Source organism: Streptomyces sp. NPDC085900 (assembly GCF_044540925.1).
Classification (GTDB): Bacteria; Actinomycetota; Actinomycetes; order Streptomycetales; family Streptomycetaceae; genus Streptomyces; species Streptomyces gilvifuscus.
On the sequence record NZ_JBITSP010000008.1, the window covers coordinates 181,435 to 206,480 of the forward strand.

Annotated in this window: 22 protein-coding genes and 1 pseudogene; 17 read left to right on the forward strand and 6 right to left on the reverse strand. The window is 69.6% G+C overall.

Features of this window, described 5'->3' with window-relative positions:
* The first annotated feature begins 108 nt into the window (after window positions 1-108).
* The 4 genes from ACIGDI_RS27315 (at window position 109) to ACIGDI_RS27330 (ending at window position 4,947) form a co-directional block, all read left to right on the forward strand.
* Complete coding sequence (locus ACIGDI_RS27315) at window positions 109-2,103, forward strand: glycosyltransferase (RefSeq protein ID WP_399901665.1); 1,995 nt, start codon at window positions 109-111, stop codon at window positions 2,101-2,103.
* A 27-nt stretch (window positions 2,104-2,130) separates the two neighbouring features.
* The gene (rfbC, locus tag ACIGDI_RS27320) at window positions 2,131-2,727 is read left to right on the forward strand and encodes a dTDP-4-dehydrorhamnose 3,5-epimerase (protein WP_399901668.1); all 597 of its coding nucleotides are present in this window, start codon (window positions 2,131-2,133) and stop codon (window positions 2,725-2,727) included.
* Window positions 2,728-2,881: 154 nt separating this feature from the next.
* On the forward strand, window positions 2,882-4,144 hold the full coding sequence (locus ACIGDI_RS27325; RefSeq protein WP_399901671.1) for an alpha/beta hydrolase: 1,263 nt from the start codon (window positions 2,882-2,884) through the stop codon (window positions 4,142-4,144).
* 158 nt (window positions 4,145-4,302) lie between these two features.
* Complete coding sequence (locus ACIGDI_RS27330) at window positions 4,303-4,947, forward strand: DUF2461 family protein (RefSeq protein ID WP_399901674.1); 645 nt, start codon at window positions 4,303-4,305, stop codon at window positions 4,945-4,947.
* 41 nt (window positions 4,948-4,988) lie between these two features.
* Here the strand turns inward: ACIGDI_RS27330 and ACIGDI_RS27335 are convergent, their stop codons facing one another.
* A complete protein-coding gene (locus ACIGDI_RS27335) occupies window positions 4,989-6,404 on the reverse strand; it encodes a cytochrome P450 (protein WP_399901677.1) in 1,416 nt (471 codons plus the stop codon).
* A gap of 240 nt (window positions 6,405-6,644) precedes the next feature.
* Here ACIGDI_RS27335 and ACIGDI_RS27340 point away from each other — a divergent pair, with 240 nt between their 5' ends.
* A complete protein-coding gene (locus tag ACIGDI_RS27340) occupies window positions 6,645-7,634 on the forward strand; it encodes an alpha/beta fold hydrolase (RefSeq protein ID WP_399901680.1) in 990 nt (329 codons plus the stop codon).
* Between the two features lie 10 nt (window positions 7,635-7,644).
* Here the strand turns inward: ACIGDI_RS27340 and ACIGDI_RS27345 are convergent, their stop codons facing one another.
* From ACIGDI_RS27345 to ACIGDI_RS27355, 3 genes are all read right to left on the reverse strand, one after another.
* Complete coding sequence (locus ACIGDI_RS27345; protein WP_399901683.1) at window positions 7,645-8,559, reverse strand: NAD-dependent protein deacetylase of SIR2 family; 915 nt, start codon at window positions 8,557-8,559, stop codon at window positions 7,645-7,647.
* Entirely contained in the window at window positions 8,556-9,485 is a 930-nt protein-coding gene (locus ACIGDI_RS27350) for a protein-ADP-ribose hydrolase (RefSeq protein WP_399901686.1), read from the reverse strand. Before ACIGDI_RS27350 ends, ACIGDI_RS27345 begins: the two co-directional genes overlap by 4 nt.
* Window positions 9,486-9,765: 280 nt before the next feature.
* A complete protein-coding gene (locus ACIGDI_RS27355; protein ID WP_399901688.1) occupies window positions 9,766-10,527 on the reverse strand; it encodes a nuclear transport factor 2 family protein in 762 nt (253 codons plus the stop codon).
* Window positions 10,528-10,656: 129 nt separating this feature from the next.
* Here ACIGDI_RS27355 and ACIGDI_RS27360 point away from each other — a divergent pair, with 129 nt between their 5' ends.
* The 12 genes from ACIGDI_RS27360 (at window position 10,657) to ACIGDI_RS27415 (ending at window position 24,164) form a co-directional block, all read left to right on the forward strand.
* Window positions 10,657-11,553: a helix-turn-helix domain-containing protein gene (locus ACIGDI_RS27360; protein WP_399901691.1), complete on the forward strand. Its 897-nt coding sequence runs from the start codon at window positions 10,657-10,659 to the stop codon at window positions 11,551-11,553.
* A gap of 446 nt (window positions 11,554-11,999) precedes the next feature.
* Window positions 12,000-13,277, forward strand: coding sequence for a glycosyltransferase (locus ACIGDI_RS27365; RefSeq protein ID WP_399901694.1), 1,278 nt, complete (start codon window positions 12,000-12,002; stop codon window positions 13,275-13,277).
* Window positions 13,278-13,305: 28 nt separating this feature from the next.
* Window positions 13,306-15,675, forward strand: a complete 2,370-nt coding sequence (locus tag ACIGDI_RS27370) for an ArnT family glycosyltransferase (protein ID WP_399901697.1) — start codon at window positions 13,306-13,308, stop codon at window positions 15,673-15,675.
* A 37-nt stretch (window positions 15,676-15,712) separates the two neighbouring features.
* Window positions 15,713-16,450, forward strand: a complete 738-nt coding sequence (locus ACIGDI_RS27375) for a response regulator transcription factor (protein WP_399901699.1) — start codon at window positions 15,713-15,715, stop codon at window positions 16,448-16,450.
* Window positions 16,447-17,970 carry a sensor histidine kinase gene (locus ACIGDI_RS27380; RefSeq protein WP_399901702.1) on the forward strand — a complete coding sequence of 508 codons (1,524 nt, stop codon included), beginning with the start codon at window positions 16,447-16,449 and terminating at the stop codon, window positions 17,968-17,970. Before ACIGDI_RS27375 ends, ACIGDI_RS27380 begins: the two co-directional genes overlap by 4 nt.
* 154 nt (window positions 17,971-18,124) lie before the next feature.
* Window positions 18,125-18,388 (forward strand): carboxymuconolactone decarboxylase family protein, encoded by a 264-nt coding sequence (locus tag ACIGDI_RS27385; RefSeq protein ID WP_399901704.1) that lies wholly within the window; start codon window positions 18,125-18,127, stop codon window positions 18,386-18,388.
* A 96-nt stretch (window positions 18,389-18,484) separates the two neighbouring features.
* Window positions 18,485-18,898 (forward strand): SHOCT domain-containing protein, encoded by a 414-nt coding sequence (locus ACIGDI_RS27390; protein WP_399901707.1) that lies wholly within the window; start codon window positions 18,485-18,487, stop codon window positions 18,896-18,898.
* 84 nt (window positions 18,899-18,982) lie between these two features.
* Entirely contained in the window at window positions 18,983-20,401 is a 1,419-nt protein-coding gene (locus ACIGDI_RS27395; protein ID WP_399901710.1) for a DUF2252 domain-containing protein, read from the forward strand.
* Window positions 20,402-20,503: 102 nt separating this feature from the next.
* Window positions 20,504-21,844: a cation:proton antiporter gene (locus ACIGDI_RS27400; protein WP_399901713.1), complete on the forward strand. Its 1,341-nt coding sequence runs from the start codon at window positions 20,504-20,506 to the stop codon at window positions 21,842-21,844.
* A 128-nt stretch (window positions 21,845-21,972) separates the two neighbouring features.
* Window positions 21,973-22,233 carry a hypothetical protein gene (locus tag ACIGDI_RS27405; RefSeq protein ID WP_399901716.1) on the forward strand — a complete coding sequence of 87 codons (261 nt, stop codon included), beginning with the start codon at window positions 21,973-21,975 and terminating at the stop codon, window positions 22,231-22,233.
* 526 nt (window positions 22,234-22,759) lie between these two features.
* On the forward strand, window positions 22,760-23,581 hold the full coding sequence (locus tag ACIGDI_RS27410; RefSeq protein WP_399901719.1) for a PIG-L family deacetylase: 822 nt from the start codon (window positions 22,760-22,762) through the stop codon (window positions 23,579-23,581).
* A gap of 172 nt (window positions 23,582-23,753) precedes the next feature.
* The gene (locus ACIGDI_RS27415; RefSeq protein WP_399901722.1) at window positions 23,754-24,164 is read left to right on the forward strand and encodes an ankyrin repeat domain-containing protein; all 411 of its coding nucleotides are present in this window, start codon (window positions 23,754-23,756) and stop codon (window positions 24,162-24,164) included.
* A 63-nt stretch (window positions 24,165-24,227) separates the two neighbouring features.
* On the opposite strand, the pseudogene ACIGDI_RS27420 reads toward ACIGDI_RS27415, so the two are convergent.
* Both ACIGDI_RS27420 and ACIGDI_RS27425 read right to left on the reverse strand, forming a co-directional pair.
* Window positions 24,228-24,347, reverse strand: a pseudogene (locus ACIGDI_RS27420) (transposase); the annotation flags it as partial.
* A gap of 95 nt (window positions 24,348-24,442) precedes the next feature.
* A complete protein-coding gene (locus ACIGDI_RS27425) occupies window positions 24,443-24,874 on the reverse strand; it encodes a hypothetical protein (RefSeq protein WP_399901724.1) in 432 nt (143 codons plus the stop codon).
* Window positions 24,875-25,046 lie beyond the last annotated feature (172 nt).

The following is a 25,046-nucleotide window of genomic DNA, read 5'->3' on the forward strand; positions in this document are numbered from 1 at the left end:
ACGACAGTGGGCCCGGCAGGTCGGCGGCCAGGGCTGCTGCCTGAGCGGGCCGAGGAGTCCGAGAGGGCCGTCACGAAATCGCTGAGTAGCGGAGGAGCGGAAAGTCACGTGCCGATCAAAGTGAGCGTGGTGATCCCGGTGTACAACCCGGGCGTGTACATCGAGGACTGCATCGCCTCTCTGCTGCGCCAGAGCCTGCCGGACGACGAGTACGAAGCGATCTTCGTCGACGACGGTTCGACCGACGAGACCCCCGAGCGCCTGGATCGGCTCGCCGCCGAGTATCCGCACATGCACGTCATCCACCAGGAGGGGTCCGGGTGGTCGGGCAAGCCCCGCAACGTGGGCATGGCCGCCGCCAAGGGTGAGTTCATCCAGTTCGTCGACAACGACGACTGGCTGGGCGACGAAGCCCTGGAGCGCATGTACGACTACGGCGTGGAGAACGGCGCCGACGTCATCGTGGGCAAGATGGTCGGCAAAGGGCGTCCGGTCCCGCGGGAGCTGTTCCGCAAGAACAGGCCCTACGCGAATGTCGAGAACGCCCCGCTGATCGACAGCCTCACCCCGCACAAGATGTTCCGGAAGGCCTTCCTGGACAAGTACGACCTCCGCTACAAGGAGGGACGCCGCCGCCTGGAGGACCACGTCTTCGTCGCCGAGGCGTACCTGCGGGCGGAGAACGTCGCCGTCCTCAGCGACTACCTGTGCTACTACCACGTCAAGCGCGAGGATGCCTCCAACGCGGGCTTCCAGCGATTCGACCCCGTCGGCTATTTCACCAATCTCCGTGAAGCCCTCGATGTCGTCGAGGAACTCACCGAGCCCGGGCCGCTGAGAGACCGACTCTTCCGGCGCTGGCTGCGCAACGAGATGGTCGAGCGGATGCGCGGGCAGCGTCTGCTGAGGCTGCCCGCCGACTACCGTCAGGAGCTGTTCGACGAGATGCACAAGGTGGTCGTCGAGCGTTTCGGGCCCGGAGTCGCGGCCGGCCTGCCGACCACGCAGCGGATCGTCGCCGACCTGATCGCCGCCGGCCGACTCAGCGACATCGAGGAGTTCGCCCGGTGGGAGTCACAGGTCAAGCCCTCCGGTGTCCTCGATGACCTCGGCTGGAAGGGCGGCAAGCTGACGATCGGTTACACCGCCGAGTACAAGTCGGGCGGCGAGCCGATCATCTTCCGTACCGACGGCGAGAAGGACCTGCTCGTCCCGCCGTTGCCACGGACCAGCCTGGACGCCATCGCCCGACTCGGCGCGGACACTGCCGCCCCGCTGGCCAAGTCCAAGGTCGATCTCGTCCTGCGGGATCGCGCGACGGCCGCGGAGTTCTTCCAGCCTGTCGAGTTCACCCGGGAGAAGGTCCCGGTGAAGCGCCGGGAGGGACACTTCCGGCACGTCTTCCGGGCCACCTCGCGGATCGACCCGCTGTCGGCGGCGAACGGCGCCGCACTGGATGCGGGCGTCTGGGACGTCTTCATCCGTATCACCTCCTGCGGGTGGACCAAGGACACCCGCCTCGGTGCCGTACGCAGCGAAAGGGCCGGGCGTGGACGCGGCGCCGCCGTCATCGGTTCCCCGGCCCGTCTGTTCCTGCCCTTCTGGACCGATCCGCACGGCAACCTCTCGCTCGACGCCGACCAGCAGACCGACAGGATCGCCTACGAGTTCCCCAGTCTCACGTCCGCCGACGTCATCGTCACAACGGACCCCGGCCGCCTCACCGTTGCCCTGCCCTTCCACGTCCAGGGCGAGGGTGGGGCAAACCTGAAGCTGACCAACGCTGCGACCAGCCGTTCGGTGGAACTGCCCGGCACGCTGAGCTCCCGCGGTACCGGCCGGGCAGAGCTGAGGGCAGACCTCCCGCTCGAAGAACTGACCGACGGCCGATGGGGGTTGGAGCTGATCCTGCCGTCGAACGGAGACGGCAAGCCGGTGGCGCTCCCGCTGGCGCTCCAAGTCCGCGCGAACGGGGGTGTCGTCGTCAAGCGCCTCGCTGCCGCAGCCAAGAAGCCCGCGCGCAGTCGGCCTGCCTTCCGCCTCCTGAGGCCGGCGTTCTTGCGCCGCGCGGCGGGCAGGCTCCGTCGAACCCTGAAGAAGTAACCGAACGACGCGAACAAGGATCACCACGTGCGACCACTGAGCATCGAAGGCACTTGGGTACTGGAGCCCAAGATCTTCCCCGACGACCGCGGCACCTTCCACGAATGGTTCCGTGGCGACGACTTCCGCGAGGCGACCGGCCAGGACCTCAACCTGGCGCAGGCCAACTGCTCCGTCTCCAGGCGGGGCACACTGCGCGGCATCCACTTCGCCGACGTCCCGCCGAGCCAGGCCAAGTACGTCACCTGTGTGCGCGGGGCGGTCATCGACGTCATCGTCGACATCCGCGTCGGCTCCCCGACGTACAAGCAGTGGGAAGCCGTCCGGCTCGACGACCAGACCCACCACGCCGTCTACCTGTCCGAGGGCCTGGGCCACGCCTTCTTCGCCCTCACGGACGACGCGACGGTCGTCTACCTGTGTTCCGAGGGCTATGCCCCCGAGCGCGAGCACGGCATCCATCCGCTGGACCCGGACCTCGCCATCGAGTGGCCGGACGGCATCCGGCCGCTGCTGTCCCCGAAGGACGAGCAGGCGCCGTCGCTCGCCGAAGCGGAGGCACAGGGCCTGCTGCCGGCGTACGAAGACTGCGTCGCCCACCGCAGGACTCTCGCCGGCGACTGACGACTGCTTCGGCCGGCGACGGGCCCTTCACAAGGAAACGCGGAAGGGCCCGCTCGTATGTTCCATGAGCGTTTCTTGGTGAACGCACAAAGGTCGCCACACCTCTTCCTGGTGACGGAATGACCACGAGCAAGGAAACCAGGGACTGAGTGGCATGGGCTTGACCAGCAAGACAACCGAGTACGTGATGGCGGCACTGGCCGCCCTCTCTGTGACGCTGTTGATCTGGTTCTGGCCACGGCTGGCCAGGCAGGGGCTGTGGCAGGTGCTCGGACGGCTGGCGGCCGTCGGCGTGACCCAACTGACGATCATCGCGACCTTCGCCTGCGCGCTGAACTCGTCGTACCAGTTCTTCGGATCGTGGGGCGAGCTCTTCGGCAACGTCGACACCGCCCCTGTCGGCGTCACGCAGGCGGGCGGCCACAACGGCGACGGGACCGTCACCGGCGTCTCCGTGAAGGGCCCCTTGGTACAGTCCGCCGGCGATGAGCAGCTGAGCCGGGTCAGCGGACTGCCCACCGGGCCCGCCGCGGTCAACGGACGGGTCGAGTCCGTCAAGGTCATCGGGCGCCGCACGGGCGTGATCGACCCGGCGTTCGTCTACCTGCCGCCGCAGTACTTCCAGAAGGCGTACAACAGGCAGCGCTTCCCGGTGATCGTCGCGCTCAGTGGCTACCCCGGCAGCATCTTCAACCTCGCGCAGTATCTGCGGGTGTCGCAGACCGCCGGACAGCTGCAGAAGAGCGGCCAGATGCAGCCGACCATCATGGTGATGATCCGGCCGACGATCGCCCCACCGCGCGACACCGAGTGCGTGAACGTGCCCGGTGGGCCGCAGACCGAGACGTTCCTGGCCAGGGATCTCCCCGACGCCCTGAAATCCACCTACCGGGTGGGCCACGACGCCAGTTCCTGGGGCGTCCTCGGTTACTCCTCCGGCGCCAGCTGCGCCCTGCAGCTGACGATGCGCGACCCCCACGTGTACACAACCGCGGGTGCCCTCTCGCCCGACTACAAAGTCAAGGACGACCCCACGACCGGCAACCTCTTCGGCAGCGGACTGGGCCGGGTCAACCGGATCAACGGACACGACCTGATGTGGCGGCTCAAGCACCTGCCCGCGCCCCAGGTCTCCGTCCTGGTCGCCGACAGCAAGCACGGCGAGAAGGGCTACCCCCAGACGCTTGCCTTCATCAAGGCCGTCAAGGCACCCATGCGCGTGGTGTCGATCCTCCCCGACAACGGCAGCCACAACTTCCCCACCTGGACACGGGAGATGCCGGCCACCCTGAAGTGGATGAACCAACAGCTGTCCTTCCCCCAGGACGTCGTACCCCGGCACCACCGCACACCGGCACACACCGTCGTGCGCGCCTCGGGCGTCGCGCCCTCACGGACCGCCACCAGGCACAGGTGACGCAACGCGGCCACCGCCCGGTACGAGGACGTCTGTGCAGGTCCGCCGAACAATCAGCTCCGCATCGGCTGATGGGCTTAGCGTCCGCCTGCCGTAGCATCACCTCCTGCACGCACCTCAAGTCCTGGCGGCACGTGGAGACCGGAGGACCGTAAGAGATGGACAGGGCACGGCAGTTCGCCGGTTGGGACGAGGCCGCGTTCGACGTGCTGTTGCGTCTCGACGGTGAACCGTCATCAGAGCTGATGCGCGAGGTTCGCAAGGACCGCGAACGCCTGGTGCGGGAACCGATGCTCTCGCTTCTGCACGACTTGGCCTGGGCAGATCCCGCTTTCGAGGACCATTCCGTGTGGCGGTACGGGAAGACAGCGTGGTGGTGGCAGAACCAGTCCGCTGTCGTACGCGTCGCCCGGAACATCGAGATCGGCCTGCGCTTCAACCTGGATGGACTGCACGTGCAGGGCGCGTGGTGGTACGCCGACACCCTTCAGATCGGCAGATTCAGGGCGGCGGTCGCAGCTGAGCCAAGCGGCACCGAACTGGGTGACCTGGTGTCAGACCTACGGAACAAGGGGTTCGAGATCACCGGGGACCTCCTCAAGCGCGTGCCCCGGGACTACCCCACAGACCACCCCCGAGCAGACCTGCTGCGTCACCGATCGCTGCTCTCCGTACGGCACCTCGGCTGTGACGAATGGCTTCAGACACCGGAGGCCGTCGACCGAGTGCTGGCCACGCACAGGCAACTCAGGCCACTGCTCAGCTGGTTGACCGCCAATGTGGGGGCTGAGAAGGACCGGTAGCGCGGAGTGCCGCCCTGTCTGTCGTCGCCTCGGTCGGCCCGTCAGTCAGCCGATTCCCGGTGGAAGCCCATGGTCAAGGCGTCGGGTTTGACCGTGATGATGGCTTGGGCACGTGGCGGAGGGGAGGTCATCTCGAACCGGGGCCAGAGTTGGAGGACAGTCGCGAGGATGATGGTGAGTTCGACCCAGGCGAAGTTCTCCCCTATGCACTTGCGTCGGCCGTCGCCGAAGGCCAGGAAGGACCCTCGGGTGGCCGCGGCGCGGTCCGTCTCCCAGCGGTCCGGGTCGAAGGTGTCCGGGTCGGGGTAGTAGGAGGGGTCGTGCTGGTGGAGGTAGGGACTCCACACGACATCGGCGCCCTCGGGTATGAGGTGTCCGCCGAGGTCGATGTCGCGGGCGGTGGTCCGCGTCACCATCCAGGACACCCCGTACTTTCTGATGGCCTCCTGCAGAACCCTTCGGGCGTACGGGAGTTGGTCGAGGTCGTCGTAGCGCAGCGGCCGGTCCTGGCACACAGAGGCCAGTTCCTCGCGGAGACGTCGTTCGACGGTGGGGTTGGCGGCGATCTCGTACAGAGCCCAGGCGAGTGTGGTGCCGGTGGTCTCGATCGCGCCGGCCAGCAGGGTGATGGCCTCGTCCTGGAGTTGCCGTCGGCCGAGTTGGTCCTCGACACCGATCAGGGTCTCGAACAGGCCCCCTGGCTGTCGGCGGTGCGCCTGGGACGCGTGCGGGCACGCCTCGGCGCCGGACGCACCGTCCGCCGCAGCGGACCTGGGCGCGGTGGCGTCGGTGTGATGGTCGATGGCCTGATCGATGAGCGCGCGCAGGCGGGCGACACGGTCGGCGTGCGCGCGATTGGAGGGCAGCGGCAGCCGCGAGATCCAGGACGGAAGAAGGACCTGCCGAATCGTTCCTCTCATGATTTCGGGCATGAGGGCGGTGAACTCGCCCTCCAGGTGTGGGGGCAGGTCCGCGCCGAACACGGCGACGAGGAACGTCGCGAGGGTGATCTCGTTCATGCCGGCGAACATGTCGCGCGGTTCGGCCTCCGGCCACGCGCCGACCATCGTTCGTACCTGATCGATCATGGCGTTACCGCGCTCGGCGATGTGTGCCTTGCTGAACATGGGCTGCATCAGACGGCGGTTGCGCAGATGAGTGTCGCCGTCGGCGACGGTCGCGACTCCGTCACCCAGGAAGACCCGCAGTGCGTCGTAGTACTTGCCGCCTTTGGGGAAGTGGGATGCATCGGCCACCAGGACCCGCCGGGCCAACGCGGGGTCCGTGACGACGTAGGCGGGTGTGGGGCCGATGCGTATGCGCACCACACTGCCGTGTTCGCGCAGCGAGGTGATGAACGGCAGCGGATCGCGGACGAGGCGGAGTCCGTGCCCGATCAGGGGCAGTCGGCCGGGGGCTGTGGGGGTGGGGATGGGTGCCGTGGTGGGGGCGCTCATCACGCGCTCACTCCTCGTGGGGGAGGGATCGAACGGTGTGGGGGTGGGTTCAAACGCCGGAATGCATGCCCATGGCAGCTTCTTTCGATGCACCCTCGTGACGATCTCTGCGTCACATATCGGTCCCTTGTGCCCCTGTCCGGCGATGTTGCCAGAATGGCAAGGCTGATCGCGTCGGGCGGGTGCTGCCCCGCATGATCGATGGGTAGCCGTGTCCGCCCACGAACTCAGGAGAAGCACATGCAGCCCGAGCCGACTGCCGAGCTCCACCACCGCACCGTCGAGGCCCCGGCCGGGCGCCTGCACCTGGTCGAGCAGGGCACCGGCCCGCTGGTGCTGCTCGTGCACGGCTTCCCCGAGTCCTGGTTCTCCTGGCGCCGCCAACTCCCGGCCCTCGTCGCGGCCGGCTACCGGGCGGTGGCGATCGACGTGCGCGGCTACGGCCGCTCCTCCAAGCCCGCGTCGACCGAGGCCTACCGGATGCTCGACCTGGTGGAGGACAACGTCGCCGTTGTGCGCGCCCTCGGCGAGGAGAGCGCGGTGATCGTCGGGCACGACTGGGGTTCCAACATCGCCGCCGCTTCCGCCCTGCTCCATCCGGAGGTCTTCCGCGCCGTCGGCCTGCTGAGCGTCCCCTACGCGCCGCCCGGCGGTCCGCGCCCCACCGACATCTTCGGCCAGATCGGCGGCGCAGAGCAGGAGTTCTACGTCGCCTACTTCCAGAAGCCCGGCCGTGCCGAAGCGGAGATCGAGCCCGATGTCCGGGGCTGGCTCGCGGGTTTCTACGCAGCCCTGTCCGCCGACACCATGCCCGTCCATGGCGAGCCCGACCCGCACTTCGTCGCCCGCGGCGAGGGCCGGCTGCGCGACCGTTTCCCCACAGGGGTCCTCCCGGCCTGGCTGAGCGAGGACGACCTCGACGTCTATGCGGGGGAGTTCGAGCGCACCGGCCTCACGGGGGCCCTCAACCGCTACCGCAACATGGACCGCGACTGGGAGGATCTCGCCGCGTACCGCGGAGCCCCGATCAAGCAGCCGTCCCTGTTCATCGGCGGCGCCCTGGACGCCTCCACCACCTGGATGGCCGACGCCATCGACGACTTCCCGACCACGCTGCCCGGCCTGTCGGCCGCGCACCTCTTGGACGGCTGCGGCCACTGGATCCAGCAGGAGCGCCCCGACGAGGTCAACCGTCGGCTGACCGACTGGCTCGGCACTCTCCAGGGCTGAAACAGGCGGGCTACGTGGCCGGCTTCGCGGTTCCTTCGGGGTGGGCGGCGGTGTAGCGCATGGCAATGCGCTCGGTGATGCCGAAGAGTGCGTCGAGCAAGTGGTCGGCACCGACCGGTACGGACAGGGCCCGACCGGCGAGGTCGGCGGGGGTTTCGGGGTGGGTGGTGTTGACGCGTACGAGGCGTGCGCGAGGGATCCGGCGGGTGAGATGTTCGCCCGGCCATCGGATGACGCCAGGGGTGTTGAATCCGGCGCCGAACTCGAGAATGAGCAGGCGGGTACCGGCGCCGGTTCCCAGCCAGTCCTGGAGGCGGTGGCCCGCGGGGAGATAGGGGTCGTCGACGAACTCCGGGCCGACGCGGACGTTGATCTCCACCCTGCCGCCGCAGTTCGGGCAGTTGGGCAGAGGGCCGGTGACTCCGCCGGTGGCCGGGTCGTAGGTGGCGAGGAGCCGTGCGACGAGCGGGCGGCTGTCGAAGGTGGTCGGAGTGCAGGGAGCGGCGCACTGGTAACGGCCGTAGTCGCCCTGCGGGGTGAAGACCCGGTCCGGGGCGAAGCCGTTGCGGGCGAAGAGGCCGTCCACGTTGGACGTCATCACCCAGTGGTCCTTGTCGCCGACGAGGGAACTCAGCCGCTGGTAGAGGGGGTTGGGGTCCGGGGAGAAGCGGATGTCGTCGATGTGGACGGCCCAGTAGCCCCACCACAGCTCGGGCGACAGCGGTACGCCGACCATGTAGCGGGAGCGCAGGCCGAGGCGGTGCAGGGCGGGGAAGAGTTCCCGGAAGCGGTCCTCGTCGCCGTAGTCGTATCCGGCGGCGGCGCTGAGTCCGGCCCCCGCGGTGATCAGGACGCGGTCGGCCTCGCCGAGCCAGGCGCGTATCGTTCCGGCGGCGGCTTCCAGGTCGAAGGCGGACTCGTTCATCGGGGCTGGGTCCTTTCGGTCAGTGCCCGGAGGTAGGCGGCGCGGTCGTCGTCCGCGTACACGTCGAAGATCACGCGATCGAGCCGTCCGGGGTGGAGGTCGAGCCATTCGGCCACGGTGTCCAGGGCGATGCGCGCGGCGGGCGCCTTGGGGTAGCCGAAGACGCCGGTGCTGATGCCGCAGAACGCGACGCTGCGGATGCCGTCCACGTCGGCGGCGAGGTCGAGGCAGGCACGGTACGAGGCCGCCAGCGACTGCGGGTGCTCCGGGAGCACGGGATCGTCGACGATCGGGCCGACCGTGTGCAGGACGTACCGGGCGGGCAGGTGGTAGCCGCGGGTGATCTTGGCGGTGCCGGTCGGCTCCGGATGCCCCTGCCGGGACATGATCGTGTGGCAGTCGGCGCGCAGGCGAGGGCCGGCCGCGGCGTGGAGGGCGTTGTCGATGCACGGGTGCATCGGCCTGAAGCAGCCGAGCAGGGCGCTGTTGGCGGCGTTGACGACGGCGTCAGCGCAGAGAGTGGTGAGGTCGCCCTGCCACAGCACCGTCCGGTCGGCGGCCGCGTACGTGGTGTGGGGAAGCGTGTCGCGGATGGTGGGCAGCGCGGCCGCGTCGGTGGTGCCGCGTGCCAGACGTTCGCCGGCCAGGAGCGCGTCCAGCACGCGGGCGGCCTGCGCGGGCAGCGGGCCCGGTTCCCGAACCGTCAGCACGGCGCGCAGGAGCCGCCGGGCGTCGTCGTCGGTCCGAGCCGCCGGGCCGGAGTGCAAGCCGGGCCTGGCGGCCGGGTCGTCGGCCAGCAGATCGAGCACCTCGCGGACCAGGTCGGCGGACCGGGCGCCCGCGTCATGGACGGCGTCCGGGCGGAACGGCTCGTCGAGCGCGATGACGGCCCGGTATGCGGCCAGCGGCAGGGAGGTCGGGGACACGGTGGTTCTCCGGGCAGTGAGCACGTGAGGGGGCGGTGGGGGAGGGGTCCGTGGAACGCGGCGCCGCCGTGCCCTCGTTCCGGGTCGGTCGAGGCACGGTGGCGGGGCCGATCAAACGGATTCGAGGGTGCCGACCCGCTTCGGCGACGCGGCTCGTAGGTCCAGAACGCTTGGTCATCAAGGGCGTTGAGGTCCATGAGGTGGCTCACGGACATGCCCGACGAAGGTCCTCCCGGCGTAGGTCAGCGCACTCATCGCGTTTGTCCTCGTCGGTGCCGTGTCAGAACAGGCCATTGCCGTGGGGCAGTTCGGCCGGGATGGGGGAGATGACGTCCCAGTGCTCGACGATCTTGCCGCCCTGGACGCGGAAGAGATCGTAGTAGGCGACGGCGACACCGAACTCGCCCTCGGACTGGAGCAGGACGAACTCGCCCTCGGCGATGACCTTGTGGACGGTCTTGTAGACGAGGTTCTTGCCCTGCTCGGCCCACTTCGCGGCGGCGGCGCCGAAGCCGTCGAGGCCGTCGGCGGCCTCCGGGTTGTGCTGCTCGTAGGTCTCGGGCGAGATGTAGTCCGTGAGCACCGAGTAGTCCGCGCCGACCAGGACCTTCTGCGCGAACTCGGCGACCAGGGCCCGGTTGGCCTCGGTCTCCTCGGGCGTGGTGACCTCGGTGGGGCCGTCGGTCTGCGAGCGCCCCGAGGCGGTGTCCTCGACCAGCGGGGTCAGGGCGTCCCAGTGCTCGGCGAGCTTGCCGGAGGCGTCGACGCGGAAGACGTCGAAGGCGACCAGCGGGACGGGGCCGAAGCCGTGGTACGTGCCGTGCAGGGCGACCAGGTCACCGTCGGCGATCACCCGGGCGCCCTCGTAGCGGAACCCCTCCGGCAGGCCGGCGACGAGCTGACGCAGGGCCTCGGGCCCGTCGGCGGCCAGGGTGCTGTGCTGTGTGTAGTCGGCGGCGACCCAGCGGTCCACCGCATTCGGATCCTTCTGTCCGAACAGTTCGCCGGCGGCGGTCAGGACGGTGTTCCTGGCGTTGCTCATGACGCTTCTCCTCGCAAGGGCGGTTTGCCGTCCTCTTAGTTTTTTCCGACATCGCCTGATGCCGGATGGGCTGACAACTCCAAACTAAAGTCGCTGGCCTGGGAAAATCAGATACGCTGGCGACTAGTGATGGTCAAAAACCGACACGATGCCGACCGGGGGATTCCAGAGGTCTCGTTCGCGGCGCCCGCCGGCACCCCCGCCGGCGTAGAAGCGCTGTCTCTCGCCGACCTGCGCCACCGTGTGCCGGTCGAGCGGCTCACGGCTCCCCAGCGCCCGGACTTCCACCACCTGCTCACCCTCACCCGCGGCACCCTCCGGCACGCGGTCGACTTCACCGCCTACACCCTCGAACCCGGCTCATGGCTGTGGGTTCGCCCCGGCCAGGTGCAGCAGTGGGGCGACCTCACGCACGCCGAAGGCACCCTGATCCTTTTCCGCCAGGACTTCCTCGACCCGGCCACCATCACCGGCGCCCACGTGGAAGACCCGCACGCACCGGTCCTGCGCCGTCCCCTGCCCGAAGACGCAGAAGCCCTGCGACTGGCAGTCGGCCATCTCGTCGCCGAGTTCCATGCCCTGGGACACCTGCCCCTGGAGATCCACACCACGGCCCTGCGTCACCTGCTGGCCGTCCTCGTCCTGCGACTGGACCACCTCACCGTCCCGGTCGGCAGCCCCGCCCGCCAACCCGACGCCACCTACCTGCGCTTCCGTGACGCGGTGGAAAACGAATTCACCCGAACCCGCCGGGTCGAGGACTATGCCCAAGCGCTCGGCTACTCGGCCCGCACCCTCTCCCGCGCCACGCTGGCCGCAGCCGGCGTCGGGGCCAAGGAGTTCATCGACCGCCGCGTCGTCCTCGAGGCCAAGCGCCTCCTGGCCCACAGCGATCAGAGCGCCGCCCGCATAGCCGACCGCCTCGGCTTCTCCAGCGCCACCCACTTCAGCAAGTACTTCCACCAGCGCACCGGCCGGACCCCGATCGCCTTCCGCGACACGGTTCGCGGCCTCACCCCTCGGTGAGCCGCGCCCCCCTACGCGCAGTGCGGCGGAGAGTGCCAACTCAACGGCCCGTGTTCGGTCCGAGCGGACCGGGAGCGGCCCGACGAACCCCTCACCGGAGAGTCGCACCTGCCGGCAGGAGAGGTACGGATCGTGAGATCAGGCGCGCACCGGTGACCGCACCGCCCCGACAGCGCACGCGAGACCGGTCTGGCCTGCGGGGCCTTGCACAGCGTTCTCTCGGCGGGTTCCCGGGCCGCTGACCTGTGGCTCCCAGGTCCTACGGCAAGGATCGGCGACGTCCTTCGCCGCCTGCCGGTGAGCGGACTGACAGCGGACTCCCCGTCAATTCCCAGCTTTCTCCCCGGGTTTCCCCTGGCGCGCCGGTCAGAGTCGACCCCGGCGCACCACGAGGGCGTGGGCGCGACCGGGAGCCGCCCCACCGACCCCCACCGCTTGAGGAATCCATGACGCATACCAGCAGCAGTTTGCCCATCGCCCGGCGTTTCCAGCCGGCGTCGCGAGCAGACGTTCCTGGCTCGACCACCGCGCACACGCCGACCGTCGAGGTCGTCATCCCCGTCTACAACGAGGAACGAGCCCTGCCGGGCTGCATCCGCACTCTCCACGCCAGACTGCGCGACCAGTTGCCCTACCCCTGGCGGATCACCGTGGCGGACAACGCCAGCGTCGACCGCACCCTCGCCGTGGCCCGCGAGCTGTCCGAGGAACTGCCCGGTGTCGGCGTCCACCACCTGGAGCGCAAGGGACGGGGTCTTGCGCTGCGTACCGTCTGGGCCAGGAGCGACGCCGACATCGTCGTCTACATGGACGTCGACCTGTCCACCGGCCTGGACGGACTGCTTCCGCTGATCGCCCCGCTGGCCAGTGGTCACTCCGACCTCGCCATCGGCAGCCGCCTCGCCACCGGCGCCCGTACCGTGCGCGGGCCGCGCCGCGAGCTGATCTCCCGCTGCTACAACGCGTTGATCCGGCTCACCCACGGCGCCCACTTCAGCGACGCCCAGTGCGGGTTCAAGGCGGCCCGCACCGACGTGCTCCGCCCGCTGCTGGCCAAGGCCGAGGACGACGCCTGGTTCTTCGACACCGAACTGCTGCTGCTCGCCGAGCACAACGGCCTGCGCATCCACGAGGTCCCCGTCGACTGGGTGGAGGACGTCGACACCCGGGTGGACGTGGTCGGCACGGCCGTCGACGACCTCAAGGGCCTGTGGCGCATGGCCCGGCTCAAGGCGTCCGGCGCCGCCCGCGTCCCGGTTCCACGACGTCCCGGGCCCGCCGCCGAGCACCCGGACGCGGTCCTGGCGCCGGACGCCGCACGCTCCCAACTCGCCTGGCAGATAGGCTGCTTCGTCCTCATCGGTATCGCATCGACCGCCGGACAGGCCCTCCTGTACTGGCTGTTGCGTGGCTGGTGGCAACCCGCCGCCGCCAACTTCGTCTCCCTCGTCGTGCTCACCCTGCTGAACACCGAGGCCAACCGTCGCCTGACCTTCCGCTACGCGGCGGAAGGGGTCGGGGCGGGTCGGGCACACCTGGGCGCCGGTGCCCTGTTCGTCGTCGGCTACATCTTCACCTCCGCCGCGGTACTGCTGTTCCGCGAGGCCGTGCCCGACGCGTCGGCGGCCGCCGAGACACTCGTCCTCGCCGCCTCCTCGGTCCTGGTGACCGCCCTGCGCTTCCTGGTGCTGCGACTGGCCGTCTTCCGCCGCCGCGCATCCTGACCCCCTACTCCCCGAGAGCGAATCCACCATGACCCCCACCACCGAGACGCACACGGCAGCCGTCCTGGGTCTCCCCGTCACGGCCCGTCCTCTGCCCCGCTGGGCGGCCCCCGCCGCCCTCGGCGCGATCCTGCTGTTGTCCGCCCTGCTGTACGGCTGGGCCCTCGGCTCCCTCGGCTGGGCCAACGGCTACTATTCGGCCGCCGTGAAGTCGATGGGACGCAACTGGACGAACTTCCTGTTCGGTTCCTTCGACCCGGCGGGCGTCGTCACGGTCGACAAGCCTCCGGCGGCCCTCTGGCCGCAGGTCGTGGCCAGCAAGATCTTCGGCATGCACGGGTGGGCGCTGATCCTGCCCCAGGTGGTGGAGGGCGTCGCCGGCGTCCTCGTGCTGCACCGTACCGTCCGGCGGTGGGCCGGCGAGGGCGCGGCGCTGCTCGCCGCGCTGGTGATGACGCTGACCCCGATCACCGTCGCCATCAACCGCGACAACAACCCCGACACGCTGCTCGTACTGTTCCTGGTCGCCGCCGCGTACGCGCTGACCCGTGCCCTGCAGACCGACTCGGACCGGCACTCCACCTGGTGGCTGTGCGCGAGCGGATTCCTGATCGGCTGCGGGTTCCTCACGAAGATGATGGCGGCCTGGATGGTGCTGCCGGCCCTCACGGTGGCCTGGCTGGTGGGTGCGCGCGGCACCTGGCCGGCGCGCACGTGGCGGCTGCTGGTCGCCGGTGCCGTGTGCGCGGTGTCCTCGCTGTGGTGGGTGGTGATGGTCGCCTGGTGGCCCGGCGAGAAGCCGTACATCGGTGGCAGCACCGACGGCGGCGCCTGGGACCTGGTGACCGGCTACAACGGGCTCGGCCGGATCTTCGGCGAGCGCGCGGGCGGTGGCGGCATGGGCAACTTCGCCGGCGGCTTCGGCGGCCAGGCCGGGTTGCTGCGGCTGTTCAACGACCAGGTGGCCGGGCAGATCAGCTGGCTGCTGCCGGCGAGTGGCGTGGCGCTGGTCGTCGCCGTGGCCGCGGCCGTTCTGCGCCGGCGGGGCAGTGAGTCGGCGGGCGAGACCCTGGCCGCTTCGGGATGGCTGCTGTGGGGGACCTGGCTGGTGGTGTGCGGGTTGGTCTTCTCCACCCAGGAGGGAATCTTCCACCCGTACTACACCACCCAACTCGCCCCCGCTGTAGCCGCGTTGACCGCAGGGCTGGCGACCGCGCTGATGCGGGCGCACCGGGCGGGGGCGCGCTGGGCGCTGCCCGTCGGCGCGGCGACCGTGCTGGTGACCGTCGTGTGGGCGGTGGTGGTGATCCGCCGGGTGCCGTCCTGGCACGGGTGGCTGGCCTGGGTCGTGCTGCTGCTGGGACTGATCGCCGTCGGTCTGCTGCTGGCCGCCGGGCGGGCGGTGCGGCTGATTCCGGTCGCCCTGGGCGGTGCGCTGCTGGCCATGTTGCTCGCGCCCGCCGCGTGGGCGGTGAGCGTGACCGGCGGGTCCGGCGCGGCGATGGGCGGAGCCAACCCGACGGCCGGTCCGGCGACGATGCCGTTCGGTGGTGGGAGCGGTGGCCGGTTGCCCAAGGGCGTGGAACTGCCCGAGGGCTTCGGCGGTGGGTCCGGCACGCCCAGCGGATCCTCGGGCGGCCTGCCTCAGGGCGTGCCCAGCGGGTCGATGCCGGGCGGATCGTCGGGCGATCTTCCGCAGGGCGTACCCAGCGGATCGTCGGGCGATCTGCCCCAGGGCATGCCCACCGGTTCCTCGGGCGAGCTGCCCCAGGGCGCGCCCGGTGGCTCTTCGGGACAGTCGCCCCAGGACATGCCCTCGGGAATGCCGAGCGGCAGGCCCGGTCTGCCCGGAGGGAACGGCGGCGGCTCGGGGCCCGCAGGGGGCGCCATGCCCTCCTTCCCGGGAGCCGGCGGCGACACTGGCTCGGGCGGCCGAGGCGGTTTCGGCGGGCCGGGCGGTGCCACGAAGCTCACCTCCGACCAGCGCAAGATCCTCGCCTTCGCCACCAAGCACTCCGGCGGCGCCCGCATCACCCTCGCGGTCGAGGGAGGAGCACAGAGCGCGGCCACGTTCATCCTGAACAGCGACGCCACGATCATCGGAATGGGCGGCTTCAGCGGCTCCGACAACGCACCCTCGGTGCAGCAGCTGCGGAAGTGGACCAAGGACGGCGAACTGCGCTACGTACTCGGCTCCGGCTCGACCGGCGGCATCGGCCCGATGATGGGCGGCAAGGACAGCGCGGCTGCCCAGCGGTCGACATGGATCAGCGAGCACTGCACCAAAGTGCCCGCCAAGGAGTACGGCGGCACCACGAGCTCCGGCGGCAGCGGCTCCGCCGCAGGCGGCATCATGGGCCTCACCGGAACGACCTTGTACGACTGCGCCGCCAAGTAGCCCGTCACAGCAGCGGCAGAACGGACCACCCAGCACCATGCCCGAACCGCCCGCCGCCCCGTCCCCGTACCGGCTCCTGGTGGTCGAGGACGACCCCGGTATCCGCATGCTGCTGGAGTCGGCGCTGCGGCTGTCCGGCTACGCGGTCGCCGGCGCGGCCACCGGACGGGACGCCCTGCGGGACATCGAGGCGCTGCACCCCGACCTCGTCCTGCTGGACGTGATGCTGCCCGACCTGGACGGCTTCGAGGTCACCCGCAGCCTGCGCGCCGCGGGTGTGCGGACGCCGGTGTTGTTCCTCACGGCCCGCGGTGAGGTCGCCGACCGCATCGCGGGCCTGAGTGCGGGCGGCGACGACTACGTGACCAAGCCGTTCAGTATCGAGGAGGTGCTGCTGCGTATCCGCGCCATCCTGCGGCGCACGGACCCCGAGCACTTCGACGCGGAGAGCGCCGACAGCGGGATTCTGCGCTTCGCCGACCTCGAACTGGACGAGAACGCCCATGAGGTCCACCGGGCAGGCGAGTACATCCCGCTGTCACCCACCGAGTTCAACCTCCTCACCTACCTCATGGAGAACGCCAACCGGGTACTGAGCAAGACCAAGATCCTCAATCACGTGTGGGGATACGACTTCGCCGGCGACAGCCGCATCGTGGAGACCTACGTCAAGTACCTGCGCCGCAAGATCGACCGCTTCGACCCGCCCCTGCTGCACACCGTGCGCGGCGTCGGCTACTGCCTGCGTCTGCCCCGCGCCGGGACCGACCGGTGATCCGCGGCCGCCCTCGGTCGCTGCGGGGCCGGCTGGTGTGGGGCGTCACCCTGCTCGCCGCGGCCGCGGTGCTCACCGCGCAGACCATCGGGTTCCTCGTACTGCATTCCTGGCTGCTCAACCGGGTCGACCAGCAGCTGACGGACTTCAACCTCCCGGACCGCGCCTTCGCCGACGAGACCGGACTGCCCATCAGGCCGGCCCCGGACTCCACCACCCTGCCGTCCGATTTCCGGATCACTTTCTACGATGCCTCGGGCAAGGAGCGCGGGACCCTCGGGGGCGGTACGAAGCCCGGCCCGGCGCTCGCGCCGAACACCGGCGGACTCCACCTGGACAAGGGGCGCGAGGCCACCGTCCCGGCCGTCTCCGGCGACGGGCACTGGCGAGTGGTCTGGAAGGACGCCAGACCCGGCGGCACGACGTACGTGGTCGCCCTGCCTCTGGACACCGTGGACGGGGCGACGTCGAAACTGCTGGCCCTCAACGTCGTCGTCTTCGCCGTGGCCGTGGTCGGACTGATCGCCGTCGGCCGGTGGGTGGTCCGCCTCGGCCTCCTTCCGCTGACCAGGATGGAACACACGGCCCAGGACATCACCGCGGGCGACCTGAGCGTGCGGCTGCCCGACACCGACCCGCGCACCGAGACCGGCCGCCTCGGGACCGTCCTGAACGACATGCTCGACCGCCTGCAACAGGCCCTGCGTGAACGGGAGTTCTCGGAGGCCCGGCTGCGTCGCTTCGTGGCCGACGCCGGACACGAGCTGCGTACGCCCCTCACGTCCATCCAGGGCTTCGCCCAGCTGGCCCTGCGTCACCCGGACCGCCCCGCCGGGCAGCGCCGGGAGGCCGACGAGCAGGTCGCCAGGAACGCGGAGCGCATGAACCACCTTGTCGACGACCTGCTTCTGCTGGCCAGACTCGACCAGGAGCCGGCCTACCGCAGCGTCCCCGTCGACGTGCTGTCCCTCGCGGCCGACGCGGTGAGCGCGGCGGCCGTACGCGGCGGGGGCGAGCACCGGGTGACCCTCAGCCCGCTCGACACGAAGGCCGGGGCCGGGGACGCCGAACTCGAGGTCGTGGAGACGGTGGGGGATCCGGACCGTCTGCTGCAGGTACTGAACAACCTGCTGTCCAACGCGCTCGTCCACACGCCGCCGGGCACTCCGGTCGACGTACGCGTGGGTACGGGCCACGCGGGGGCCACGACAGGAGGTACCGACCGCCCCGGCCGGGCCGGCGGCTCACCGCCGCTGACCGCGGGCGCCCCGATCTGCGTGGTCGAAGTGGCCGATCAGGGTCCGGGACTGCCGCCGCAGGAAGCCGACCGTGTGTTCGAGCGCTTCTACCGCGTCGACCCCTCCCGCTCCCGCGACCACGGCGGCAGCGGCCTTGGCCTCGCCATCGCCGCGGCGATCGCCCGAGGTCACGGCGGCCGCCTCGAACTGGACACCGAAGTGGGGGCGGGGTGCACGTTCCGCCTGGTACTTCCTGCCAGGCCGATCACCTCGTACGGGTGAGGCGGGACGTGGCGGGCCGAGCTCTTATGGGAGTGCACCACACCACACCACGCCCAGGAAGGGAACACGGATCATGGCCGAGAAAGGGACAGGCGCACAAGGCGTCGCCGCCCTTGCAGAAGCTAACGCCCCCGTCTTCGAGACACTCGTGCAGATGACCCTCGACACGTTCGAGCGTTCCGGGCTGGACGAGGAGACGTACCTGCTGGCACGCATCGCCGCCCTGGTGGCCCTGGACGCCTCCGCACCCTCCTACCTCCTCAACATCGGCACCGCCGCGGAAGCCGGCGTGCCGCTGGAGAAGATCCAGGGAACGCTCGTGGCGATCGCCCCCGTGGTGGGCAGCGCCCGAGTGGTGTCCGCGGCACGCAGCATCGGTGAAGCCTTCGAGCTCGACATCAGCACCCAGGACGAATAGCGGCTGGGGCGACCGGGGTCGCCCGTGCGCCCCGCCCGCCTTCAGGTGGGGCCCACAAGGGGCCGCCGGGGCCCTGACGGACGACGAGGAGAAGCAATGAGCAGCAGCGTGAATCTGGCCTACGACTTTCCCGTTCTGGGAGCCTTCTGGTCGATCATGTGGTTCTTCCTGTGGATCATGTGGTTCGTCCTGCTCTTCCGCGTCATCGTGGACATCTTCCGTGACGACGATCTGAGCGGGTGGGGCAAGACCGGTTGGCTCGTCTTCACGGTCGTCCTCCCCTTCCTGGGCGTCTTCGTCTACGTCATCGCCCGGGGCAAGGACATGGGCAAGCGCGAGCAGCGCCATGCCAGGGCCCAGCGGGAGCAGACGGAGCGCTACATCCGCCAGACCGCCGGCAGCGCGAGCACCAGCAAGGCGGACGAACTCGCCAAGCTCTCGGAGATCCGGGACAGGGGCGACCTCACCGACGACGAATACCGCCGCGCCAAGGAGAAGGTCCTTCACTGACCCGCCTGTGCCCGCGGTGCGGCCTCCGAGGGGGCCTCGTAGAGCCCCGCACAAAGCAGGTCAACCCACAGTGAAGGAACCGCAATGACCAAGAATCATCTCTCCGGCGACGAGACCCGGCACCTCACCCCGCAGGAGCGGGCCGAGCGCGGCAGGGCCGCCCGCTCGGACGCCCCCCGGTCGAGCCATGCCGAGTTCAAGCCGCCGCCGAAGCGCCCGGACCCGGTGGAGATCATCGAGAGGCAGTCCGCGACGCGGGTGCCGGAACTCGTACCGATCCGCTACGGCAGGATGAGTGAGGCGCCGTTCCGCTTCTACCGCGGGGCCGCCGCCATCATGGCCTCGGATCTCGCCGAGACGCCGCGCAGCGGCTTCAGGGTGCAGTGCTGCGGGGACGCGCACATGCTGAACTTCCGGTTGTTGGCCTCGCCGGAACGCCACCTGATGTTCGACATCAACGACTTCGACGAGACGTTGCCCGGACCGTGGGAATGGGACGTGAAACGGCTGTCGGCCAGCTTCGTCATCGCCGGCCGGGCGAACGGCTTCAGCAGCAAGGAGCGTGCGTCGGTGGTGCGGGCGACCGTGCGGTCCTACCGCGAACGCATGCGGGCCTTCGCCGGAATGGGCAATCTCGACGTCTGGTACACGCGCCTCGACCTGGACGAGCTGCGGCAGCAGTTCGATCCCATGCTGAGCGCCGGACTCCGCGACCGCTTGACGCGAACCGAGAAGCGGGCCCGCGCGCATGACACGCTCCAGGTTTTCGACAAGCTCACGCACGTCGTCGATGGAAGGCGCCAGATCGCTCCCGATCCACCGCTGCTGGTGCGTCTGCAGGACCTGCTGCCCGACCGGGAACGCGGTGACCTCGAAAAGGAGATCAGTCACCTGGTCGAGCGCTACGGCCAGACCCTGCAGACGGACCGCCGCTTCCTTCTGGAGCAGTACCGCCTGGCGGACATCGCCCGCAAGGTGGTCGGTGTCGGAAGCGTGGGAACCCGTTGCTGGATCATCCTGATGCTCGGCAAGGACGACGAGGATCCCCTCTTCCTCCAGGCCAAGGAGGCGGACGAGTCGGTTCTGGCGCCTCACGTCGGCCGCAGCACCTTCCGCACGCAGGGCGAGCGCGTCGTCGCCGGCCAGCGGCTCATGCAGGCGACCAGCGACATCTTCCTCGGCTGGGAACGCCTCACGGGCATGGACGGCAAGCAGCGGGACTTCTACCTCCGCCAGCTGCGGGACTGGAAGGGCATCGCCGTGGCCGAGGACATGTCGCCGAAGCGGATGGGCCTGTTCGGCCAGTTGTGCGGTGCCACGCTGGCCCGCGCCCACGCCAGGTCCGGGGACCGGATCGCGATCGCCGCCTACCTGGGCGGCGGCGACACCTTCGACCGTGCGCTGGTGACCTTCGCCGAGCTGTACGCCGACCAGAACGAGAAGGACCACCAGGCCCTGGTCGACGCCATCCGGACCGGACGGGTCCAAGCCGAAGCGGCCTGATGCCCGCGAGGGCTCCCACGGCGGTCCGCTCCACCAAGGCCGCCCCGCGTGCGTCGGCCTCAGCCTCACACGAGGCGACGTGCCGTCGGGCATGCCCGACGGATGGATCCGGAGGGCCGGAGCATGAGCGGTGCTGCCTGGACCGGTGTGGCGGTGGCGGGCGTGACTGCCGCTTACGCACTGTTTTCGCGTCGCCTGTCGTCGACGCCGCTGTCGTCGGCGATCGTGTTCGTCGGTTCCGGCATCCTCATCGGCCCGGCCGCGCTGGACATCATCGACCAGGGACGCGACACCGCGCCGATCATCACGCTTCTCGAAGCCGCGCTGACCCTGGTGCTGTTCACCGATGCCATGGCGGTCCAAAGACGTGACCTCGTGGCCGGTGGTTTTCTGCCGGGCCGGCTGCTGGGCATCGGACTGCCTCTGAGCATCGGGGCGGGCTGGCTGCTCGCCTGGCCGTTGCTGCCGGGGCTGACGGTGTGGGAGCTCGCACTCGTCGGCGCGATTCTCGCCCCCACCGACGCCGCCCTCGGTAAGAGCGCCATCTCCGATCCCCGTGTCCCGGCGCTGGTACGGCATGGACTGAATGTGGAAAGCGGCCTCAACGACGGCATGGTGCTGCCGTTCTTCGTGGTGTTCCTGGCTGCCATTCCGGGCACGCGCTACGCGGAACAGGGGACGGGGGGTGTCTTCTGGCGCGCGCTCCTGCTGAGCACCGCGTTGGGCCTTGTGGTGGGTGGGCTGGGAGGCGGACTCCTGCAGTGGTCCCGGGCCAGGGGATGGGTCACGCGGGAGTGGCGGCAGGTCCATGTGCTGGCCGTCGCGGTGGCAGCGTACGAACTCGGAGTCGTGACGCACGGCAGCGGCTTCATCGCGGCCTGGGTCGCCGGATTCGCCTTCGGGTTCGCGCTGCGCCGCCACCGCACCGGCGGCGTGGAGGAAAGCCCTGATCGCACGGCCGAGTTCGCGGAGGATCTCGGAGGGCTCCTCGCATCGATCAGCCTTCTCGTCTTCGGGGCGGTGCTGCTCGGTCCCGCCCTGGGGCACCTGAGTTGGCGGATCGTTCTGTATGCGCTGCTCAGTCTCACTGTCGTCAGGGTGGTGCCGGTGGCCCTTTCCCTCGTCGGAAGCGGGCTGCGGACGCCGACGGTCGCGTACATCGGATGGTTCGGGCCGCGCGGTCTCGCATCCGTCGTGCTGGCGCTACTGGTGGTGGAGGAGTCCGCGCACGTTCCGGGGGTGGACCTGCTGGGCAGGGTGGTCGCTGTCACCGTCGGCCTCAGCGTTCTCCTGCACGGTCTTTCGGCCGTGACCTTCGCCGAGCGGTACGGCCGCTGGTACGCGCGGGCCGCGGCCGCCACCCGGGGTCTGCGTGAGGAGGCATCCGTGCCCGAGTCCCCGGGGCGCCGCAGGCTCGGCCCTCTGGACCGCCCCGAGAGGTGATGGGCGTGATCCGGACGATTGCGGACAGTCTGTCGGCTGTCCGCGTCCACCCGCGTCTCCGGGACCCTCACCGGCCTCGAGGCGTGGATCGGGATGCGATGTGGTTCTCCCCGTTGGATGGTGGAGTCATGAACCATCACCACCAGTCCCAACGGACGATCGAGATCAACACTCACCTCGTGACGACCGGTGTCGTGCTCACCGCGGTCGGTGCCGTGGTGGCATGGGCCGGCATGGCCATCGCGGCCTCGGCCGTGTTCGCGGCCGGCCGACGCATGATTCGCGAGATGGACGTTCCCCCGTCCCAGCAGGCGGCCGCGAAGCTGCGGCAGGCCAAGGAGGCGTCCCGAGCGGGCATGCAGGCGTGGCATTCCGCGTCCGACGCCTAGACAGTCGTTCGGCGCCAGGCCGAACTGCGGCTCCGCCGGCTCACAGACACAGTCTTCGCGAGGGACTCCCAGCGGGAGGGCCGAGCGGTGACTGCGGGGGAAAACACTCGCTCAGGCTCACGCCGATCCGCGTGGGCGTGGAGTCGCCATGGGCGTTGTGCTGGGTGCGCATCAGCGGGCGACCGAGATCGCGCAGGGTCGCGACCGCACCCGCAGAAGTGGCCGCGCTTCAGTTCGCGCGCGGGTGCGCGTCGTCCTCCGGCGACCGAGGAGGCCAGGACGCCCCGCACCAGCCTGGCATGTACGTCGTTCCCCTTCCTGGAAGCGTCGCCGCCCGGAATGTCAAGCGGCCGCGATGGGAACAGCCGGTCCGGTCGGCAGGTTGCATCGACCGAGGGACCGGCGTCGCACGGGCGGGGACCACGGAGACCACGGGGTCGTCCGCCCCTGATGGCCCGGACCTTCAGGAGGCGGCACGACTGCCGCGCATGTGGATCACGACGTACTTCTGCAGGAGGACTGTTTGATGCCCAGCCGGCCTTTGACGCTCATGGCAGTACACGCCCACCCCGACGATGAGGCCACGGGAACCGGCGGGGTCCTGGCTCGGTACGCGGCGGAAGGCATCCGCACGGTTCTCGTGACGTGTACCGACGGTAGTTGCGGTGATGGACCGGGGGGTGTCAAGCCGGGCGATCCCGGGCACGATCCGGCCGCTGTCGCCTTGATGCGCCGTCAGGAACTCGAGGCGAGCTGTGAGGTCCTGAAGATCAGCGATCTGGAGATGTTCGACTATGTCGACTCCGGAATGGCGGGCTGGCCGAGCAACGACGCTCCCGGGTCCTTTTGGCAGACCCCAGTGCAGGAGGGGGCGGCCCGACTCGCGGAACTCATGCGGCACTACCGACCTGATGTGGTTGTCACCTATGACGAGAACGGCTTCTATGGCCACCCCGACCACATCCAGGCCCACCGCATCACGATGGCGGCGCTGGAGATGTCCGGACTGACGCCGAAGGTGTACTGGACCACCATGCCGCGTTCGATGATGCAGCGGTTCCGCGAGTTCGGCGAGGAGATGCCGGAGCCGGATCCGGCGGAGGCCGCCGCGCTGGCCGAGATCGGTCTCCCCGACGATGAGATCACCACATGGGTGGACACCACCCCGTTCAGCGGTCAGAAGTTCGACGCGCTGGCCGCCCACGCCAGTCAGGGCGAGAACATCTTCTTCCTCAAGATGGGCAAGGAGAGGTTCGGTGAGCTGATGGGCATGGAGACCTTCGTACGTGTCCAGGACGCCACCGGCGCGGCCGTCCCCGAGAACGATCTGTTCGCCGGACTGCGCTGATCAGCCCGTCCGCCCGGCGCGTAGAGCACGTCGACCAGGCAACCGATGACGGGGGCCTGGTCGACCTGCTCCCGGTCGCCTGCCCACGTGCGGCATTGCCGCCCCTGGGCCTGGCTGGCAGTGGGCGGGGGTGCCCCTATCTATTGGGTGAAGCCGGGTGAGGATGGTCGGCATGAGGGATCGGGATCGGTTGGGTCGGACGGCGGTGCACTCTGCGGCTGCCGACGGGAACGAGGATCGTTTGAGGGTGCTGCTGGCCCAGGGCGCTGACCCGGGGACTGCCGATACCGAGGGTTGGACTCCGTTGCATTTCGCTGCTCAGGCACAAGCTCCCTTGGCCGTCGAAGTGTTGCCGGCCGCGGGGGCTGCGGTCGATGCCGTGGACGGTCATGGCAATACGCCGTTGTGGAGGGCGGTGTTCTGTTCACGGGGTGAAGGCGGGGCGATCCGGCTCCTTCTGGAAGCCGGTGCTGACCCTGACCGGGACAACGCTCATGGCGTGAGCCCGAGAGCGCTGGCGGGACGGATCGCCAACCATGACGTGGCTGTTCACCTTCCTGCTGGAGACGGGACCTCCTCCTAGGCCGTCTGCCGTGGCTGGCTGGGGCCCGGCCCGTTCGAACTGCTTGGATTCCTCGGTCGCGCCAGCCAGGTCGTCGTCGAAGCCGACGATCATCTCCACCTCGGCGATCGTCTCGTCCTCACCGTCGATCGCCCGCAGTAGGTGCGGCATCGCGCGGGCCGCGTCGGCGATGATGAAGGCATCCCCTGTAGAGGAGACGGGGCCCCGCAGGGGTCTGTGCTCCGACGTCCTTGGCGGCCTACGCGGCGGGGGTCGGGCCTGCGGTAAGTCGGATGCCGCTAGACGCGCGTGCCGTGAACGTGGCGCGGTTCGGCCAGCAGGCCGTAGATCACCAGCACCGACACGAGCATCGTGAACAAGGACCAGAACGGGTAGACGGGCAGAAAGATCATCTGGCCGACCAGGCACAGTGACGCCAGACAGATTCCCGTGAGCCGCGCCGCCCTGGAGCCCACGAGGACGCCGAGACCGGCGAGGGCCATCACGATGCCGACGGCCACCCAGATCCACCCCCAGGCGGTGTAGTTGAGAATCAGCAGCCGGTTGCCCTGGGAATACACCTTCGAGTAGTAGCCATGGTTGAAGATCGCCACAAATCCGTTGAGCAAGTTGAACAGGGCGCTGAGCATCAGCAGGATCCCGGCGAAAGCCACCCAGTGCGAACGCTCCATCGGCGGCACCGCGCCCGCTGGAGAAGCTTGTCTCTGCATGGGTCCATGAGACGCAGCACCGCGGGAAACCGCAATCCGTGGTCGGCCGACAGTGTCGCGCCGCCTGCCCGTGCTCTCGGGCGTCCTGCTCGCACCCCATCACCTGGCTGAAAGAGCACGGTCGGACAGAGGCCTCCACGGGCTTTGCTGTCAGCGCTCGAAACCGTGGACG